The organism is uncultured Eubacterium sp. (assembly GCF_937958975.1).
Lineage (GTDB): Bacteria > Bacillota > Clostridia > Lachnospirales > Lachnospiraceae > Eubacterium_G.
The window spans coordinates 1-20,380 of the sequence record NZ_CALGRE010000043.1; the positions used below are offsets into that span (position 1 = coordinate 1).

At 35.2% G+C, this 20,380-nt stretch carries 21 protein-coding genes, 1 pseudogene and 1 other annotated feature; all 22 genes and pseudogenes read left to right on the plus strand.

Features of this window, described 5'->3' with window-relative positions:
* Nucleotides 1–34: 34 nt before the first annotated feature.
* Nucleotides 35–361, plus strand: a pseudogene (locus Q5O86_RS07380) (diaminopimelate decarboxylase); the annotation flags it as partial.
* A gap of 47 nt (nt 362–408) precedes the next feature.
* Nucleotides 409–1,797 (plus strand): hypothetical protein, encoded by a 1,389-nt coding sequence (locus Q5O86_RS07385; protein ID WP_302626500.1) that lies wholly within the window; start codon nt 409–411, stop codon nt 1,795–1,797.
* 27 nt (nt 1,798–1,824) lie between these two features.
* A complete protein-coding gene (locus Q5O86_RS07390; RefSeq protein ID WP_302626501.1) occupies nt 1,825–2,154 on the plus strand; it encodes a hypothetical protein in 330 nt (109 codons plus the stop codon).
* A gap of 3 nt (nt 2,155–2,157) precedes the next feature.
* On the plus strand, nt 2,158–3,027 hold the full coding sequence (locus Q5O86_RS07395) for a DUF2953 domain-containing protein (RefSeq protein ID WP_302626502.1): 870 nt from the start codon (nt 2,158–2,160) through the stop codon (nt 3,025–3,027).
* 10 nt (nt 3,028–3,037) lie between these two features.
* Nucleotides 3,038–3,397, plus strand: coding sequence for a GerW family sporulation protein (locus Q5O86_RS07400; protein ID WP_302626503.1), 360 nt, complete (start codon nt 3,038–3,040; stop codon nt 3,395–3,397).
* 79 nt (nt 3,398–3,476) lie between these two features.
* Nucleotides 3,477–3,620, plus strand: a complete 144-nt coding sequence (locus Q5O86_RS07405) for a hypothetical protein (RefSeq protein WP_302626504.1) — start codon at nt 3,477–3,479, stop codon at nt 3,618–3,620.
* A gap of 27 nt (nt 3,621–3,647) precedes the next feature.
* Nucleotides 3,648–4,523, plus strand: a complete 876-nt coding sequence (gene metF / locus Q5O86_RS07410) for a methylenetetrahydrofolate reductase [NAD(P)H] (protein ID WP_302626505.1) — start codon at nt 3,648–3,650, stop codon at nt 4,521–4,523.
* A gap of 28 nt (nt 4,524–4,551) precedes the next feature.
* A complete protein-coding gene (locus tag Q5O86_RS07415) occupies nt 4,552–5,229 on the plus strand; it encodes a methionine synthase (protein ID WP_302626506.1) in 678 nt (225 codons plus the stop codon).
* Entirely contained in the window at nt 5,219–7,648 is a 2,430-nt protein-coding gene (locus tag Q5O86_RS07420) for a homocysteine S-methyltransferase family protein (RefSeq protein WP_302626507.1), read from the plus strand. The genes Q5O86_RS07415 and Q5O86_RS07420 overlap by 11 nt, the downstream gene beginning before the upstream one ends.
* Before the next feature lie 117 nt (nt 7,649–7,765).
* Entirely contained in the window at nt 7,766–7,951 is a 186-nt protein-coding gene (rpmB, locus tag Q5O86_RS07425; RefSeq protein ID WP_302626508.1) for a 50S ribosomal protein L28, read from the plus strand.
* A gap of 253 nt (nt 7,952–8,204) precedes the next feature.
* Nucleotides 8,205–8,564: an Asp23/Gls24 family envelope stress response protein gene (locus Q5O86_RS07430; protein WP_302626509.1), complete on the plus strand. Its 360-nt coding sequence runs from the start codon at nt 8,205–8,207 to the stop codon at nt 8,562–8,564.
* Nucleotides 8,565–8,599: 35 nt separating this feature from the next.
* Nucleotides 8,600–10,270, plus strand: coding sequence for a DAK2 domain-containing protein (locus tag Q5O86_RS07435; protein WP_302626510.1), 1,671 nt, complete (start codon nt 8,600–8,602; stop codon nt 10,268–10,270).
* 23 nt (nt 10,271–10,293) lie between these two features.
* A complete protein-coding gene (locus Q5O86_RS07440; protein WP_302626511.1) occupies nt 10,294–10,791 on the plus strand; it encodes a DUF6106 family protein in 498 nt (165 codons plus the stop codon).
* A gap of 140 nt (nt 10,792–10,931) precedes the next feature.
* Complete coding sequence (gene guaB / locus Q5O86_RS07445) at nt 10,932–12,386, plus strand: IMP dehydrogenase (protein ID WP_302626512.1); 1,455 nt, start codon at nt 10,932–10,934, stop codon at nt 12,384–12,386.
* 241 nt (nt 12,387–12,627) lie between these two features.
* A complete protein-coding gene (locus tag Q5O86_RS07450) occupies nt 12,628–13,758 on the plus strand; it encodes an FKBP-type peptidyl-prolyl cis-trans isomerase (RefSeq protein ID WP_302626513.1) in 1,131 nt (376 codons plus the stop codon).
* Between the two features lie 77 nt (nt 13,759–13,835).
* The gene (locus tag Q5O86_RS07455; protein WP_302626514.1) at nt 13,836–14,915 is read left to right on the plus strand and encodes an Ig-like domain-containing protein; all 1,080 of its coding nucleotides are present in this window, start codon (nt 13,836–13,838) and stop codon (nt 14,913–14,915) included.
* Between the two features lie 223 nt (nt 14,916–15,138).
* Nucleotides 15,139–16,236 (plus strand): Ig-like domain-containing protein, encoded by a 1,098-nt coding sequence (locus tag Q5O86_RS07460; RefSeq protein ID WP_302626515.1) that lies wholly within the window; start codon nt 15,139–15,141, stop codon nt 16,234–16,236.
* A gap of 67 nt (nt 16,237–16,303) precedes the next feature.
* Nucleotides 16,304–16,497 (plus strand) — a binding site (T-box leader).
* 86 nt (nt 16,498–16,583) lie between these two features.
* On the plus strand, nt 16,584–18,539 hold the full coding sequence (thrS, locus tag Q5O86_RS07465; protein WP_302626516.1) for a threonine--tRNA ligase: 1,956 nt from the start codon (nt 16,584–16,586) through the stop codon (nt 18,537–18,539).
* 104 nt (nt 18,540–18,643) lie between these two features.
* Nucleotides 18,644–18,973 carry a DUF1540 domain-containing protein gene (locus Q5O86_RS07470; protein WP_302626517.1) on the plus strand — a complete coding sequence of 110 codons (330 nt, stop codon included), beginning with the start codon at nt 18,644–18,646 and terminating at the stop codon, nt 18,971–18,973.
* 289 nt (nt 18,974–19,262) lie between these two features.
* Complete coding sequence (gene infC, locus Q5O86_RS07475; RefSeq protein WP_302626541.1) at nt 19,263–19,757, plus strand: translation initiation factor IF-3; 495 nt, start codon at nt 19,263–19,265, stop codon at nt 19,755–19,757.
* 32 nt (nt 19,758–19,789) lie between these two features.
* Complete coding sequence (gene rpmI, locus Q5O86_RS07480; protein WP_005359362.1) at nt 19,790–19,987, plus strand: 50S ribosomal protein L35; 198 nt, start codon at nt 19,790–19,792, stop codon at nt 19,985–19,987.
* 22 nt (nt 19,988–20,009) lie between these two features.
* Entirely contained in the window at nt 20,010–20,366 is a 357-nt protein-coding gene (gene rplT, locus Q5O86_RS07485) for a 50S ribosomal protein L20 (protein ID WP_302626518.1), read from the plus strand.
* Nucleotides 20,367–20,380 lie beyond the last annotated feature (14 nt).

Here is a 20,380-nt window from a genome sequence, read left to right on the forward strand (position 1 = left end):
CACTCTTTCCCTACACGACGCTCTTCCGATCTGACCAGCTATGTATGGCTCATACCATCACATTACAGTTCTCGGAAAGGAAGATAAAGAATGTGATAATACCTATGATATAGTGGGTTCGCTCTGTGAAAATAATGATAAGTTTGCGATAGACAGAGAATTGCCAAAGATAGATATGGGGGATTATATTTATATCCATGATACGGGCGCACATGGTTTTGCAATGGGATATAATTACAATGGAAGGCTTCATTCATCAGAATTATTGTTAAAAGAAGATGGAAGTGTAGAAATGATAAGAAGAGCAGAGACACCGAAGGATTACTTTGCAACTTTTGATTTTTGCGACATAATGATGTAACCAATCGGAAGGATTCATTACCTGAGATTGTAGAAAAGTAGGCTTTTATGAAGAAGATTGTTGGAGATTTATTAAAAAATAGAAATGTTGAAGCTGCATTACAGGAATATTATGGTAAATTTATGGAAATAAATAATAAATATGCCTACATCAGACTGGCTATGAATTATTATACCTATTATGTAATGCTCTCAGAGAGTGATGGAATCATGCAAAATGATTTCAAGGCAGAAATCGAGTGTATCAATGACATTGTTGAAAAAACAATAAATGAAGATACAGAAGCGGTAGAGAAAGGTATTGTGTCTCTGGAGAAAATCCGTGAAGATATGATAAAAAAAGTAAGGGACATTACCTGTTTTGTAGATAGATATAATATCTATGAATATGTGTTAAACCGTATAGAATATCGATTTAAGGAAACAGATTATCCGTCCGGATATTCAGATGAAAACTATACGAGGAAAATTATGCAGTTCATTTTAGAAGATGAAGACGGCATGATGATAAATAGCAAGATTAAAGATGTTATTGGACAGCTTCCGATTCGGATGACAAAAAATAAATTTTACGACATGATATCGAACGGATTGACAATTTACAATGATAGTTCCAAAGATAGTGTTGATGATTTTTTATATATGATTAAAACTTCTTCAATGTTAGCTGAGACCAAAACAATGAAAGAAAGTTATCCGTATCTTTCTGAAGCATTTGTCCAATTAAAAAATATTAAATTTAGAGATTTATCTGAGGAACAGTTTAATGAGGCAAGAGATATTCTGAAACAAATTGCTGCTTACATTGATGAAAAAATGAATGGAGCGATGATGATTCAGGAAATCGTAAATGACTTGCTGCTTGTCTTATACACACATAAGAAATGTATTTGCGATAATATTGTTAAGGCATGTAAAGAAATTGTAAAAGATACAAATCTGTTGTTCATGAATAAATTCAGTCCGAAATCTACGGAGGAGATTGAAGATATGTTTGTTATGTTAGAGGGTGAGCAGGAACAATTATATCCAAAACTCTCCACATATGATATATCAGATGAAATTAAAAGTACCTATTCGGAGAAGATTATAGAGTTAAATCTGAAAGACGAGTACGATATTGTCTATAAGCTGCCAAAGTTAAATTCAGACAGTATGTTTGTAGACATGAATAAAGAAGAAAATGAGACAATAGCAGGTGAGGCTTATATAGAAGCTGAAAAGAATAAATTATTTGAGGAATACGGCAGGCTTTTTAAAGAAAACGAAAAAGTGATTAACAGAGCAGTCATGTCAGCCGCGTTATCAGAGTTACCGGTTTTCTTTCATAATATCAGTGAACTACAGGATTTTATTTATAATACGCTTTCGGTCTGTACAGATAAAGCAGAAAAATTGGCATGCATTGAGATATTAAATGGTATCATGTATGAATAAAAAATGTGAAGGTAGTGGAGTAGTTATATGAGATGGTACGAAGATTTATATGTCGGCTATAATCTCCTGGATAAAAAGAGACAGGTTATGAGAAAAATAAAAAACGGTAAGCCACAGATGAATAAATACGTTATCACTCTGCCACAAAATGACTATGATACACTAGAAATATATCCTTCTAATATTCTGACACAAAAATGGTATCTTACTTCAGATATAGTAGTGGTTGGCATCGCTGAGGGCATGGAAGAAGCACTGGATATGATGCAGCTGATAATAATGGATTGTCTCCATGAGACGGGAGAAATAAAAGTAAAGAAATATATTTTGAGTAAGATGGAAGCAGAGGAAAAGTAGCCTATGATACATATATTGTTATTGATTTTAAAAATAATCGGAATCGTATTATTGGCAGTGATTTTTCTTGTGTTGTTACTGTTGTTCTATCCTGTGACGTATAAAATGAAAGGAGTTGTCCGCAAAAATGATTATCAAATCAAAATATCAGCAGGATGGCTCTTTCAAATAATACACTTTAAATTATTAGCAGATAATGAAGGATGGCAGTTTTTTTTAAAAGTATTTGGAATATCGATTGTAAAATATCCTCAGAAAAGAAAAAAGAAAGAAGATATACAAAAGACAGATATCAAAAAAAAGAGTGAAGATTCCTTTGAACAAGAGGTGAAAGAAGACGGTGAGGAAATCTTAGATAAGATATTACAAATCAGAGAAGGCAAAGTTGAGGAAGAAAAAAAGACAGAAAGTAAAAAACAAAATAATAATATAATAATAAAAATACAAAAGTTTCTTATATATTTGTTTTTAAAGATAAAAAATCTTGTTTTGAATATCAAAGCAAAAAAAGATAAGATAATTGAAATAAAAAAATTCATATCGGCAAATACTACAAAAGAGGCATATCATTATGCTAAAAAAATATTGTTTCAAGTAATAAAACATATTTCTCCGGCAAAAATCAGAGGAAGAATCCATTACGGATTTGATATGCCGGATATCACAGGAAAAACACTTGGTCATATTGCTATAATATTTGGGATGTTTCATATAAATCCGAAACATATAAGGATTGCCCCCGATTTTAATCATAAAGTTTTTGAGGGTGATATCAGCTTGAAAGGGCATGTAATGGCTGGTGTAATTGTATTTTATTTGTTTCAATTATATCGGAAAAAGGAAATTCGTGATATTATAAAGAAAATTAGTTAGGAGGCATAATATGTCAGAAAACAAAAAGGCTACAGACGATTTGTTAAAGGCTATGGAACAGTTTATTACTACAAAGTCAGTTGTCGGTGAACCGGTGGTTGTCGGTGAAACAATCATACTTCCGATGGCGGATGTTTCTTTTGGAATGGGAATTGGTACATTCTCAAAGGGTGATAATGGTACAGGCGGTGTTGGTGGAAAAATTACACCAAGTGCAGTTCTCGTAATAAAGAATGGTTCGTCTAAACTGATTAGTGTTAAGGAACAGGACGGATTCGCAAGAATTATCGATATGGTTCCTGATATTGTAAATAAATTTACAAATAAGAGTGATGATGATTTTGAAGAAACAGAAGGGACAAATGATTAATATATTGTTATTTCTACAGTAAAAATAATCATATCAATGCATAAGATATAACATAATAGAAAAAAAGTTAGGAAGAGATATGCATAAATTATGTGGTTTTGCCTTGTTTTGGCTTGCGGTGGGAATGACATTGTCATTGCTGATAGAGAGTACATTTTTTGTGGTTTGTATAATTGTTATATGTCTGCTTGCAGGCTTTAATTTATTTTGTTCAAAACCATAGAATGAAAGTACAGATAAGGAGAAGAATGTGAATACAACAGAACTATTTCATAAAAAAACAGTGTTCTCTTTTGAGGTGTTTCCTCCCAAAAGAGAAAGTGGAGTAGAAACGATATATCGCACATTAGAGGAATTAAGAGAGTTACAACCTGATTTTATCAGTGTAACTTATGGTGCAGGCGGCAGCGGTGTGGCAAATGCTACAACGATTGATTTGTGTTCAAAGATTAAGAATGAATATGGAATCGAGACAATTGCTCATTTATCCTGTCTATATAATACGAAAGAAAGTATTGATGCTATTCTTGGACAATTACAGGAAAAGGGAATAGACAATATATTAGCGCTCCGTGGAGATGTGAATCCTGATTACGAGGTAAAAAAAGATTTTAAATATGCTTCGGAATTAACAGAGTATATTATGTCAAAAAATATGGGATTTCATGTATCCGGCGCCTGTTATCCGGAGGTACATCAGGAAGTTGACAATATGATTACGGATATTAAAAATCTCAAGAAAAAAGTAGAGGCAGGAGCAGAGCATTTAATTTCTCAGCTATTTTTTGATAATCGTGCGTTCTATGATTTTATTGATAAAGTAAGGATTGCCGGAATTGATGTGCCGGTGGAAGCCGGAATTATGCCTGTAACAAATAAAAAACAGATAGAGAGAATGGTTTCTATGTGTGGAGCCAGTATTCCGGCAAAGCTATCCAAGGTATTGCAGAAGTTTGGTGATAATCCTGTTGCCATGCGTGATGCAGGGATTTCTTATGCAGTAAACCAGATTATTGATTTGGTGGCAAATGGTGTAGATGGAGTTCATATCTATACGATGAATGATCCCTATGTGGCTAGAAAAATTACAGAAAGTGTCGAGAGTATTATAAAAAACGATAAATAGTGATATATATTTCACAAATAAGGAAAAGATGAAGAGAGAAAGAAATATTGTAATTGAAGATATAAACTATAGTGAAGCTCTTAGATATTTGGGGATGGGAGACCGTGCTCCGGATGAAACGACAAAAGAGCTTCTTTTGTTATGCGGGGAACAATTACGAAAAGTAATAGAACCAAAGTTTATTTATAAAGTTTTTGAGTTGGAGAAGGGGCAGATACCCGGCTGCGCATTTAGATTGCAGGGACAGGCAATAGCGAGACACTTAGAAAATTGCGAGAAGGTTGTGTTTATGTGTGCCACGCTGTCAGCAAATGTAGACTTGCTTTTACGGAAAAAACAGATTACAGGTATGGCGGAAGCTATGATTACAGACAGTCTGGCATCAGCAATTGTGGAGCAGGTTTGTGATAAGGCGGAAGAAATCATATTAAAAGATTTTATGGAATATGAACATACCTGGCGGTTTGGATTAGGATATGATGATTTTCCTTTAAGTGGCCAAAAACAGTTTTTAGAAGTATTGGATGCTCCAAAACGTATTGGCGTATGCGTAAATAGTAGTATGATGCTGACACCTACAAAATCAGTTACCTGTGTAATAGGTTTAGGACATAATTTAAAAGTTTCCAGTAAGAAAAGTTGTGATTTATGCAGCTTTAGAGAGAAGTGTCAGTTTAGAAAGGAAGGGAAAAGCTGTGGCAGATAGACAAATATTTAATAAAGATTATATATTACTTGATGGAGCAATGGGAACAATGCTTCAAAAAAAAGGCATGGAGGTTGGTACAGTTCCGGAAACGCTGAATATTTTAAAACCTGATTGGATTATTGACATTCATAAAAGTTATATAGAGGCGGGGGCGGATATTATTTATGCCAATACTTTTGGAGCAAACCGATATAAAATGGAAAATACCGGATATAGTGTCAAAGAGTTAATTGGTGCAGCCGTTAAAAATGCCAAAGAAGCAGCCAAGGGAACAGATACCCTTGTGGCTCTTGATTTAGGCCCTATAGGACAATTGCTGGAGCCTACCGGAAGTCTTACATTTGAGGAGGCATATGACATATATGCTGAAGAGGTAGAAGCGGGAAAAGAGGCGGATGTTATTGTAATAGAGACGATGACGGATTTGTTAGAGACAAAAGCAGCAGTATTAGCTGCAAAAGAAAATACAGATTTGCCGGTGATAACAACGATGACCTTTGAGGAGAATAAAAGAACATTTACAGGTTGTTCAGTGTCTGCAATGTGTCTTACACTGCAGGGGCTTCATGTGGATGCACTTGGTGTAAATTGTTCACTGGGACCCAAAGATTTACTTCCGATTGTAGAGGAAATTTCCCGATGGACAAACTTACCGATAGTGGTAAAGGCAAATGCAGGTCTTCCTGACCCGGTAACAAATACATATAATGTATCGGCAGACGAATTTGCAGTTGTATGTAAGGAAATGCTGAAATATGGAGTAAAGGTTTTGGGTGGATGTTGTGGAACAAACCCGGATTATATTATGGCATTGAAATCTATGTTGGAGCAGGCAAAAGCGAGTGGAGAGTTAAAGAAAAATGTAGAGAGTAAGAGGCTTGCTGTTTGTTCCCCACTTAAGACTGTAGTCATAAATCAGCCGAGAATTATCGGTGAAAGAATTAATCCTACCGGAAAAAAGAGGTTTAAACAGGCTTTGATAGACAACGATATGGATTATATTTTAGGACAAGCGATTGAACAGGTGGAAGGTGGAGCAGATATTCTGGATGTAAACGTGGGATTGCCACAGATTGATGAAAGAAAAATGATGGTAAAAACAGTGAAAGCACTCCAGGCAATTGTAGATGTTCCACTACAGATAGATTCTACAAAACCCGAAGTGTTAGAGGCAGCTCTTAGAGTGTATAATGGGAAACCGATTGTAAATTCTGTAAACGGTGAGGATAAAGTTTTAGATACGATACTTCCGGTAGTGTCCAAGTATGGCGCCGCCGTAATTGGTTTGGCACTTGACGAAAACGGTATTCCTGATAGTGCAGAGGGAAGAGTGGCCATAGCTGAAAAAATTATGAATAGGGCATTATCTTATGGTATTCCAAAAGAAGACATTATTATAGACTGTCTTACGCTTACAGTATCGGCAGAACAGAAAGCGGCGGGAGAGACTCTTAGAGCATTGAATATCGTAAAAAACGAATTGGGACTTAGGACAGTTCTGGGAGTTTCGAATATTTCTTTTGGTCTTCCAAATCGTGAAATCGTTAATAAAACGTTCCTTACAATGGCGCTTCACAGTGGACTTGATTTACCTATTATCAATCCAAATGTTTCAGCTATGGTTTGGGCTGTCAAGACATACAATGTATTGGCAGCAATTGATGAAAATGCGATGGATTTTATTGAGTATTCGAATCATAATCCAATTGATACGACTGTTGTGGGAAAAAAAATCACGGCAAATAATATACAGGCAGTCGGAAGTACAGTTGCCAGTCTTGGTTCTAAAGAGGCTGATATGATTTTACACGCTATGGAAACAGGAATGAAAAATGATGGTCGGAATATCACGAAACAAGTTTTGAAAAAGACAGAGGCAATGGAAATTATTAATGGGATGTTGATACCAGCATTAGACGTTATTGGTGATAAGTTTGAAAAAGGAACAATTTTTCTTCCACAGTTGATTTTAGCTGCAGATGTGGCAAAGGAATGTTTTGATGAGATTAAAACCTATTTGGCAAACCATGGAACTGCTTCAGAGAGTAAAGGAAAGATTATTGTTGCGACGGTCAAAGGCGATATCCATGACATTGGAAAGAATATTGTAAAAGTAATCCTCGAAAACTATGGATTTGACGTGATAGATTTAGGGCGTGACGTGGAGCCGATGGTAATTGTAAATTCTGCCTTGGATAATAACGTACATTTGGTAGGTTTGTCTGCGCTTATGACAACCACATTGGGGTCCATGGAAGAGACGATTCGATTATTAAGGGAAAACCATGTAGATTGTAAAGTGATGGTAGGAGGTGCAGTTCTGACGGAAGACTATGCAATGCAAATTGGTGCGGATTTTTATGCAAAAGATGCGAAGATGAGCGCTGATATTGCAAAGGAAGTCCTGTGCAGCTAAGTGAAGGGCAAAGTTTTTAAAAAAAGGGTTGCAATTTGTTTTTCATTTTGATAAAATGTCCTTTGTGTCAGGTCAATGAAGAAGTTTGACCTAATTTGTACAAAGGGAGGTGCTATTATGGCGAAATGTAGTATTTGCGGTAAGGGTGCTCATTTTGGAAACGCTGTGAGCCATTCACATAGACGTTCAAATAAAATGTGGAAATCAAACGTAAAGTCTGTTAAGGTTAAAACAGAAGGCGGAGCAAAGAAAATGTATGTTTGCACATCTTGTTTAAGATCAGGAAAAGTAGAAAGAGCATAGTTTAAGGTTCGAACTAGGCATAAATAAAAGAAAGAGCGGATAAGAGATATTCCTTATGTCTGCTCTTTCTTTGCGTTAGAATTGAATTCCCGTTTAAAAATTGTTAACAAAACCTTCATATAAAAATGTCTTTTATTTTTATGGTAAAAATAGTATAATAAACTAGATTGTGTAAAATAAAATTTCATTCGTTTAACTTTTATGTTAGTGAGAATAATATAATTAAAGTTACTATAAAATGGGAGGTACTTATATGAAAGGAAAAATGAACACTGATTTAGGTCAGATACTTATCAGCCCGGATGTTATTGCAAAATATGCCGGAGAGACGGCTTATGAATGCTTTGGTATTGTGGGCATGGCTATGGTGAGCGTGAAAGACGGTCTTGTAAGACTTCTAAAAAAAGACAGTTCTACAAAGGGCATTAACGTTTCCATTGACGAAAATAATGAGATTTCAATTGATTTTCACATTATTGTGGCGTACGGTGTAAATATTGCCACAATCGCTGATAATATTATCTCTAGTGTAAAATATAAAATAGAAGAATTTACAGGAATGAAAGTAAAAAAAGTAAATATATATGTTGAAGGAGTAAGAACAATAGACTAATATTCACTTACCCTCAGGAGGATAAAAATTTGGAAATGAAAGCTATTAATGCGGAAACTCTGCAAAAGATGTTTATTGCAGGCGCAAAAAATCTTGAAGCAAAGAAAGAATGGATTAATGAATTAAATGTATTCCCGGTACCGGATGGTGATACAGGTACAAATATGACGCTTACGATTATGTCGGCAGCGAAGGAAGTTGGAAGTATTGCTGAGCCGACAATGGAAAGTATAGCTAAGGCAATATCTACAGGTTCCCTTAGAGGTGCCAGAGGAAATTCCGGTGTTATTCTATCACAGTTATTTAGAGGTTTTACAAGGGAAATCAAAAAGAATGAAGTGATGAATACGGAAGTATTGTCCAGAGCATGTGTTAAGGCTGTTGAGACAGCGTATAAAGCGGTTATGAAACCGAAAGAGGGAACGATTCTCACTGTTGCTAAGGGGATGGCTGATAAGGCATGTGAAATGCTTGGAGAAAGTGATGATTTAGTTTTCGTTATTGATGAAATTATTAAACATGGTGATTTTGTTTTGAGCCAGACACCGGAAATGCTTCCGGTTTTAAAACAGGCAGGTGTGGTAGACTCTGGTGGACAGGGTCTTATGACTGTTTTAAAAGGTGCGTACGATGCACTTCTTGGTAAAGAAATAGATTATACTTTAGAGACAGTGGCATCTTCTGTGAATGTTACAACTGATGATATTCCAATGGATGAGGCAGATATAAAATTTGGGTATTGTACAGAGTTTATCATTAATTTAAATCATCCTATGCCTGAATCAGAAGAAAAGAGCTTTAAAGAATTTTTGGAGTCAATTGGTGATTCTATTGTACTTGTTGCAGACGAGGAGATTGTAAAAGTTCATGTTCATACGAACCAGCCGGGTGAAGCGTTTACCAAAGCTTTGACATATGGTTCGCTCTCGAGAATGAAAGTAGATAATATGAGAGAGGAGCATCATGAAAGGCTTATTAAAAATGCTGAAAAGATGGCAGAACAGCAAAAAGCAGAGGAAGAAAAGGCAAAGGCAAATGAACCGAAAAAGAAATATGGCTTTATTGCAGTTTCTGTAGGTGAAGGTTTAGATGAAATATTCAAGGGACTAAACGTTGATAATATTATTTCGGGCGGTCAGACGATGAATCCGAGTACGGAGGATATTTTAAATGCGGTTGACAAGGTAAACGCAGATACTATATTTATTCTCCCGAACAACAAGAATATTATTCTTGCAGCAAATCAGGCAGAAAGTCTCGTTGAGGACAAGGAATTGATTGTTATTCCTTCTAAAACAATACCACAGGGGATTTCTGCCATGATAGGATTTGTGGAAGAAAACTCAGCAGAGGAAAATAAAGAGGCTATGATGGATAGTATGTCATATGTAAAGACAGGTGAGATAACATATGCCGTCAGAGATACCGTAATTGATGATAAAGAAATCAGAGAAGGAAACATCATGGGTATTGGTGACGAAGGAATCCTTGCTGTCGGAGAAGATATCACTGCTACAACAGTTGAGATGATTAAAGAAATGCAGGATGATGACTCAGAAATCGTAAGTATATATTATGGGGAAGGTGTTACAGAAGATGAAGCAAATACATTAGCCGAAAAAATATCGGAGGAAATGCCTGAACTAGAGGTAGAAGTGTATGCAGGCGGACAGCCGGTTTATTATTATATTGCATCTGTGGAATAACACTAAAGTTACGGAGGAAGAATATGGATGAGGTATTTGTTGAACAGATAATTAAAAGAAAGACCAGTGCGTCAGGCATAGCTATCAGAGTAATATGTATCGCACTTGTAATAACAGGTTTTTTGAGTATGTTATTGTTGGGAGTGCTTGGACTGACAATAACAGCATTACTTATTTATGGAACTTATCTTTTGTGGGGATATACCAGTGTTGAATATGAATATTCATTTTTGAATGGTGAATTGTCGGTAGATAAGATAATGGGGCAGAGAAAGAGAAAGACAATTGCAAATTTTGACATAAAGAATGCAGAAATTGTAGCACCGGCAATGTCTGACGAAGTAATCAGCAGAGTGAACAATACAGTGACAAAGGATTACTCGACGGGATATCGGGGAGGAAACATATATTCTATGATAATAAATGATTCTGACGGAATGAAACAGGTATTGTTTGAGCCAAATGAAAAGGTTCTCTCTGCAATGTATCATGTCAAACCAAGTATTGTCAGAAAACAATAGATAGTTATAAAAGTTGACTGATGGACAACGGTTACAATTAATGTAATAAAAAACGGTATTGTCATTGACAATGTCGTTTTTTAGTGTTAGTATTTTCAACAATATATCTAAAATAATGAACTTAGAGGAGGAAAGAATCAGTGGGTAAAATTATTGGTGAAGGAATTACATTTGATGACGTTTTGTTAGTACCTCAGTATTCAGAGGTTACACCAAATATGGTAGATTTGACTACATATCTCACAAAAAAAATCAAATTAAATATTCCTATGATGAGTGCCGGAATGGACACGGTTACAGAATACAGAATGGCGATTGCTATGGCGAGACAAGGCGGCATTGGTATTATCCATAAAAATATGACGATTGAACAGCAGGCAGACGAAGTAGATAAAGTGAAACGTTCTGAAAACGGTGTCATCACTGATCCGTTCTATTTATCACCGGAACATACATTGAAAGATGCCAATGAGTTGATGGCAAAATTTAGAATATCCGGTGTTCCTATTGTTGTGGGAAGAAAGTTAGTAGGTATTATTACGAATCGTGACCTCAAATTTGAAACTGATGGAAGTAAGCTTATCAAAGATTCTATGACATCAGAAGGGTTGATTACAGCAAAGGAAGGAGTAACTCTTGAGGAAGCGAAAGCAATTTTGGCAAAGTCAAGAAAAGAAAAGCTTCCAATTGTTGATGATGATTTTAATTTAAAAGGTCTTATTACAATAAAAGATATTGAAAAGCAGATTAAGTATCCACTTTCTGCGAAGGACGAGCAGGGAAGACTTTTGTGTGGTGCGGCTGTTGGTATTACAGCTAATGTAATGGAAAGAGTAAAAGCTTTAGTAGACGCAAAGGTAGATGTTATTGTAATTGACTCGGCGCATGGACATTCGGCAAATATTTTTAAAACATTAAAAATGATTAAGGCGGAATATCCTGACCTTCAGGTAATTGCCGGTAACGTTGCCACAGGTGATGCGACAAGAGATTTGATTGAAGCAGGTGCGGATGCGGTAAAAGTCGGTATTGGACCTGGTTCTATCTGTACAACTCGTGTGGTTGCAGGTATCGGTGTTCCACAGGTGTCAGCAATTATGGATTGTTATGAAGTGGCAAAAGAGTATGGTGTGCCAATTATTGCTGATGGTGGTATCAAATTTTCCGGTGATATTGTGAAAGCAATTGCAGCCGGTGGAAGCGTTTGTATGATGGGGTCTATGTTTGCAGGATGCGACGAGGCTCCTGGTGATTTTGAGTTATTTCAGGGTCGTAAGTATAAGGTATATAGAGGCATGGGCAGTATTGCTGCCATGGAAAACGGAAGTAAGGACAGATATTTCCAGGCAAATGCAAAGAAGTTAGTTCCGGAAGGTGTTGAGGGACGAGTTGCATATAAGGGAAGTATCGAAGATACGGTGTTCCAGCTTATGGGCGGTTTGCGTTCAGGTATGGGATATTGCGGTGCTAAGAACATTGAATCATTAAAAGAAAATGGAAAATTTGTAAAAATTTCAGCGGCTTCCCTTAAAGAAAGTCATCCGCATGATATTCATATCACTAAGGAAGCGCCAAATTATACGACAGAAGTATAAAAAATATATATATTTTGTGAATTTAAAAATAAATATATATAAATTTGATAAAATATGATAAAATAACGAGGAAAGTTTCAATTATGTTTGTACAAATTGAAATTTGACGAGAAAATCATGGAGGTGTTAACCGACATGATAAAAATAAAAAGGATCTTTGTTAGATGAAGGTCCTTTTTGTTGATTCGGTAGAATATTAATTTTATCAAAAAATAATGGAATTACGGTAAGGAGAATGAAAGTGGAACAAAATAAAGATATCAGACAGGAAAATGTGGAAGAACAGAAGCCGGAAAAGAAAAAAATAAACCCGGCAGCATTTATTGTACCTGGAATTATTGCGGTGATTATTATAGTGTTTGCTATAGTGATTTATTGGGCAAAGGTTATTAAACCAAAAGCAGATATTAATAATGAACTTGGTTATAACACAGAGGAATATATTAAATTGGGGCAGATAAAAGGGTTAGAAGCAGAAATTTCTCAGGAAGAATGGGATGAGTGTGTGAATGAAGACAGACAGTATCATCAGGAAGTTGATAGAGCTGCAAAAGAAAACGACCAGATAGAGTTTGATTTTACAGGATATATCAACGGGAAAAAAGTTGATGATTTAACAATGAAAGAGCAATCTTTAAATATTGGAGAAAATTCCGATGGAATTTACAAGAAATTTTCAGATGCTTTTTTAGGAAAGAAGAAAGGTGATAAAGTTTCCATTGAAGTGAGTGGAAAAGAAGTGGCAGAGTTGTCAATGGCAAACAAGGATTACTCTGATAAAAAAGTAAAGTTTCAATTGAAAGTTAGAGCTGTAAGTGAGTTGGTCGTTGAAAAAATAACGGATAAATGGGTTGTTGAAAACTATTTAGAGGAACGCGGAGTAGAGACCACAGATGAATTTTATGAGTGGGAAAAAGAATATCTGATTGAAACTTCCGTAAAGCAGAATCTTTGGAAAAAAGTAGTGCAAAATGCTAAAATGAGTGGTTATCCGGCAGAGCTGTATAATGACACTGTAGACGAAATAGATGGACATATAATAGCCGATGCAAAAGAGCAGGGAATGTCTGTAGAAGAATATAAACAATTTTTTGGTTATACAGATGAAAAACTGGATGAGGAATACAGTTCTGAAGTGAAGTCACAGTTAGTAATGTGGCAATTGGTGAAAGATTTAGGTTTAGAGGCGTCTGCTGTGGAAATCGAAGAAATGTACGAAAAAGAGTATGCAGAAGTGAATCTGGATAGTGTAGAAGAGATGAAAAAAATGTATACAGTGGCAGAGATGAAAGAGGCAGTTTTATTAGAAAAGGCACAGCAGTATGTGTTTGATAACGCAAAGGTAAGTTACAATTATAAAATAGATAAATAAGTTGAAAAATAGTGATACCTGTTATAAAATAATATTAACAATTTTTGGTTTTAAAAAATTTTATAGGAGGTATCGCTATGGACACATTCAGGAAGATGTCAAAAAAAACAATGGCATTTTTTTTGATACTTACAATGTTAACGTTAACTTGCGCGACGAAACATACAGTAAATGCGGGAAACGTGTATTTAAATTATAGTTGGTATATGATTACAGCAGGAAGTTCTTTTGATTTAAAAGTAATGGGAACTTCTAAAAAAGTAAAATGGAGCAGTTCAAATAAAAAAATTGCATCTGTAAACAAAAAAGGAAAAGTAACGGCTAAAAAAGCAGGGAAGGTTACGATTACAGCTAAAGTTTCGGTGAAAAAATATAAATGTAAAGTAACGGTAAAAAAGAATCCTAATTACCAGGTCAAAACTTTTTCGGGAAGAGCTTTAAATGTTTCAGAATTGAAGCTGGACATAAATAAGGCTGCATATGATATGAGTGGAAAGAGTGATGCAGTTTACATATCTAATGAGAGAGGAACGTTCGTTTTAAAATTACTTAATAATAAAAAGAAAGTAAAATGGAAAACCAGTAACTCTAAAGTTGCTACCGTAAACGGGGGAAAGGTTACAGCGGTATCTAAAGGCAAATGTAAAGTTACTGCAATCGTTGGAAAAAAGAGTTATAAGTGTTCTGTAACGATTACGAATTTAAATGATGCACAAAAAATAGCTACACAGGAAGATGTATATTATATATTAGGACGATTAAATAAGGATAGGGTGAAGAGAAAGGCAGTTCCATTAAAATTCAAGGACGAATTGAATCAGATTGCGACAATCAGGGCAAAAGAAATTTCAAAGAAGTTTTCGCATCAAAGACCGGATGGCACTACATATAAGGAGGTTTATAAGGAGATTGGATTTAAGCCCGGTCGGGTTACAGGTGAAAATTTAGCTCACACAAAGGAAAAAGTTTTATATATGAGCAATTTTGCCTCAAATGCATATAAAGCATTATACCGTCATAAACAGCATCGAGAAGAAATGTTAAATCCTAAATATGAGTACATCGGAATCGGATATTGCAAGGTAGGAATTTCATTTGATTACTGGGGGGCAATGTATTCAGAGTCTTATTGGGTGCAGGAATTGTATTCAAAATAAAATAATAAGAAACAATAAAGAACAATAAAAAATATTTACATTTTTTGTCAATAGTAGTATAATTAGTCCAGATGGTGAGACCGGCTGGACTAATTTTTATATAAGCGACGATATTAGAGAAAATAAAAAAGAAAAGTTAATGCCTGCTATGCAATGGTAGATATGAATCGGAAATTATTATTATCTATTTGCATTGGAATAAAATTGAAAAGAGGACATCATTATGATAAGAGGGCAAATCTCCAGGTGCGGAAATGGGAGAGGGGTTGTTGCATTGCTTATGATGACTTTGATAATGGCTAGTGTATTTTTCTGGAGTGGAAGTATTACACAAGTACAGGCAAAAAGCATAAGACTAAATTATTCATGGATTACTATGACAAAGGGATATTCCATGAATTTAAAGTTAAGTGGAACAAAGAAAAAGGCGAAATGGAAAAGCTCAAACAAAAAGATTGCAATTGTTAATAAAAAAGGGAAAGTAACCGGAAAAAATGTGGGACATTGTACAGTGACTGTAAAAGTTGGAGGAGAGAAACTTCAGTGTAGTGTAACTGTAACTAAGGCACCTGAAAAGAAAGAAAAGGTTTCCAATTATAAAAAGACGGTATTTAATGTCTCGAAATTAAAATTAAATGTTTGGGATGTTTCATATGACAAATTAGGATATCCTGAGATGGCAAAAAATAAAAATGGAACATTTCAATTACAACTTTTGAATAATAAGAAAAAAATTGTCTGGTCATCCAGTGATGAGAAAATTGCCATGATTTCTTCAGGTCTTGTCACTGCAAAATCAAAGGGAAAGTGTACCATAACAGCGAAAGTTGGAAATAAAAAATATAAATGTTCCGTAACGGTTACAGATTATGATGATGTTGAGGTTGTTTATAATCAAAGAAATATTTATATTATGTTGGGTTTGATAAATAAAGACAGAGTTAAGGTGAAAGTCGCACCATTAGCGCTGAAAAACGATATAACAAAAATTGCAGACATTCGGGCAGAGGAGGCGTCACGAGAATTTTCGCATACGAGACCTAATGGAGAATCCTATAAAACAGTATATAATCAGGTGGACGTAAAAATTGGAAGTGTTATAGGAGAAAATCTTGCATATACGATGGATGGTGCAAAAAATAGAAAAAAACTGGTAAAAACAGCGTATAAGAATCTCTATAAATCAAAATATCATAAGGAGAATATGTTAAGTCCTAAGTACAAATATATTGGTATTGGCAGTTATTCAAAAATATATGTAAATAAATGGAAAGATGTATGCGTTGATACTTATTGGGCACAGGAATTTTATAAAAAGTAAATGAGAACATACTTTTTTATGATAAAGTTTTCCATTGACAACATGAAACAGAATGCTATAATAAAAAAATAAAACGATGACGAGGACAGTAGATTATTTGGAGGGTTACAGAGAGAGGCATCATGGCTGGAAATGCCTTACAGAAAAATAATTGAAGACTACCTCTGAGTGGCTCTAATCAAGCCCGGTGATTCCGTTATCATCATAATGAGAGGTCTAATTAGGCAATCAGGGTGGAACCGCGTATATTACGTCCCTGTTTATGGAAACATAAACAGGGATTTTTATATTGTAGGAAATTTCCTTGTAATTGTGTTTCAAAAAAATAATAGATAAGGAGACGAACGATGAAAATTACATTAAAAGATGGCTCAGTAAAAGAATATGCAGAGGCAATGACAGTTAATGATATTGCTTTTGATATTGCAGGTGGATTAGGAAGAGCAGCCTGTGCAGGTGAAGTGGATGGCGAAGTAGTCGACTTGAGAACTACGATTGACAAGGACTGCACATTAAATATTTTGACATTTAACGACGAAGCAGGAAAGGCCGCATATAGACATACAACTTCTCATGTATTGGCGGAGGCAGTGAAAAACCTATATCCTGATGCAAAGTTGGCAATTGGACCGTCTATTGACGATGGCTTTTATTATGATTTTGAAAGCGAGCCTTTCTCTAGAGATGATTTGGATAAAATAGAAGCTGAAATGAAAAAAATAATAAAAAAAGGTGCAAAACTAGAAAAATTCACTCTTCCTAGAGAAGATGCAATTAAATATATGGAAGATAGAAACGAACCATATAAAGTTGAATTGATAAAGGATTTGCCGGAGGATTCTGTGATATCTTTCTATAGTCAGGGAGAATTTGTGGATTTGTGTGCAGGTCCACATCTTATGAATACAAAGGGAATAAAAGCATTTAAATTAATATCCTCATCTATGGCATACTGGAGGGGAGATTCCGATAAAGCGAGACTGCAAAGAATATACGGAACGGCATTTGACAACAAGGACTCGTTGAAGGAACATCTTGAAATGTTAGAAGACCAGAAAAATCGTGACCATAACAAATTAGGTAGAGAAATGGAGCTTTTTACTACTGTTGATGTCATTGGACAGGGACTTCCTTTGCTGCTTCCAAAGGGAACAAAGATGGTTATGAAACTTCAGAGATGGATTGAAGATTTAGAAGATAATGAGTGGGGATATACAAGAACAAAAACTCCGTTAATGGCAAAATCAGATTTATATAAAATATCAGGACATTGGGATCATTATACAGACGGTATGTTTGTGCTTGGTGATGAGGAAAAGGATAAAGAAGTTATGGCACTCCGACCAATGACATGTCCATTTCAATACTATGTTTATAAGGCAAGTCAGAAGTCATACAGAGATTTACCGTTGAGATATAGTGAGACATCTACATTGTTTAGAAACGAAGATTCCGGCGAAATGCATGGACTTACAAGAGTTCGTCAGTTTACTATTTCTGAGGGTCATTTAATTGTAAGACCTGACCAGATGGTAGAGGAATTTAAGAATTGTCTGGCGCTTGCAAAATATTGTCTACAGACACTTGGAGTGGAGGAGGATGTGACATATCACCTTTCCAAGTGGGACCCGGATAATAAAGAAAAGTATATTGGAGAGCCTGAAGTTTGGGAAGAGACAGAGCAGCATATCAGAGAAATACTGACAGACCTTGAAATAGAATTTACGGAAGATGTGGGAGAAGCTGCTTTTTATGGACCAAAAGTAGATATTAATGCAAAAAATGTATACGGAAAAGAAGATACTATGATTACGATTCAATGGGATGCTCTGCTTGCCGAACAATTCGATATGTATTATATTGATGAAAATGGAGACAAGGTGAGACCTTATATTATTCATAGAACCTCGATGGGATGTTATGAGAGGACACTCGCATGGCTGATTGAAAAATATGCCGGAAAATTCCCTACCTGGCTTTGTCCGGAGCAGGTGAGAGTTCTTCCTATTTCTGAAAAATACGAGGAGTATGCGCAGAAGGTTGCAAAAGAATTAAAGGCAAGACATATTGATGTGACAGTGGATTCCCGTTCAGAAAAAATCGGTTATAAGATTAGAGAGGCAAGACTCGATAAGCTTCCTTATATGTTAGTTGTGGGACAGCAGGAGGAAGAGGATAGAACAGTGTCAGTAAGAAGCAGATTTGCCGGTGATGAGGGTGTAAAGCCTTTGGATGAATTTATTCAGCAGATTTGTAAAGAAATTGATACAAAAGAAATCAGAAAAGAAGAAAATAACAATTAAAATTTTGTATTAAATTCAAATTTTGTATTTTGAATAATTATTTTTAAAATCTCCACAATAATAATAATCGGATTTTCCGAAATAAAATATTGTGGAGGTTTTTTATGACAAAGTTAAATTGTAGTGTAAAGAATTGTTATTATAACAAAAGTTCAAAATGTTGCCGTGAGGGCATTAAAGTAGGAGGAACAGAGGCAATTGTCACAGATGCGACTTACTGTAGTGATTTCAGAGAAAAACGTGACAGTGCAACATCGAAAACGGAACATTGTGATTGTGGACCTGAAAACAGATTGGATATAAAGTGCCATGCCGTAAATTGTACATTTAATGATAATTGTAAATGTCATGCGGAACAGATTACAATTCAGGGAAATGGTGCAACAGACCAGAGCCAGACAGAGTGTGGAAGTTTTGAGTGTGGCTGCAGATAATAAGAGCTGTATAGCTATTTTTAAAAAATAGTTTTGCAGGAAAACCTATTGACAAATAAAGTTGAGAGTGGTAAAATACTTCATGTTGTAAAAATAAAGCAGAGTATCCACTCTCACCCAGACGCTTGAGGCGAATCGAGGTTTATAAATTTACAAACAATATATTTATTTTTTGTTTGATTTTATGTGGATAATCTGTTTAGGTTATCCACTTTTTTTCTATAATTTATATGGTGATATGAAAAAAGATGGGAAATTTATTTGGAGGTGCAATACTATTAGCGATTTAATGATTAACGGACAAATTAGAGACAGAGAAGTTCGTGTGATTGGAACAAATGGAGAGCAGTTAGGTATTATGTCGTCAAGGGACGCTCAGAAGTTAGCTGACGAGGCAGAACTTGATTTGATAAAGATTGCTCCAAAGGCTCAACCACCTGTATGTAAGATTATGGATTATGGAAAATTCAGATACGAGCAGCAGAAAAAGGAAAAGGAAGCCAAGAAAAAACAGCATGTTGTTGAAACAAAAGAGATTCGACTTTCACCAAATGTTGAGATGAACGATTTAAAGACTAAAGCAAACAATGCCAGAAAGTTCATTGAAAAAGGTGACAAGGTAAAAGTAACTCTTCGTTTTAGAGGAAGAGAAATGGCTCACATTAGTAGTAGTGCACATGTTTTAGATGACTTTGCAGAAATGTTAGAAGATATAGCACAGATTAGCAAAGCAGCAAAATTAGAAGGCAGAAACATGACAATGTTTTTAGAAAAAAAGCGTTAAGCTTTTAGAAGATATTTAAGGAGGAAAAAGACATGCCAAAAATTAAGACAAGCAGAGCAGCTGCAAAACGTTTCAAAAAGACAGGTACAGGAAAGCTTAAAAGAAATAAAGCTTACAAATCACATATCTTAACAAAAAAATCAGCTAAGAGAAAAAGAAATCTTAGAAAAGCAACAACAACTGATGCTACAAACGTAAAGAATATGAAGAAGATTTTACCTTATTTATAATCTAAAGTAGGAGGAGATAGAAATGGCAAGAATTAAAGGCGGACAGAACGCTAGAAAGAAACATAATAGAGTATTAAAGCTGGCTAAAGGTTATAGAGGAGCTAGGTCAAAACAGTATAGAGTAGCAAAACAGTCAGTTATGAGAGCATTAACAAGCTCATATGCAGGTAGAAAGCAGAAAAAGAGACAGTTCAGACAGTTATGGATTGCAAGAATTAATGCTGCTGCCAGAATGAATGGTCTTTCATACAGCAAATTTATGTATGGACTTAAATTAGCAGGAGTAGAGATGAACAGAAAAATGTTAGCTGAAATGGCAGTAAATGATGCAGAAGGATTTGCACAGTTAGTAGAAGTTGCCAAGACAAAATTAGCATAATAGTATAAATAATA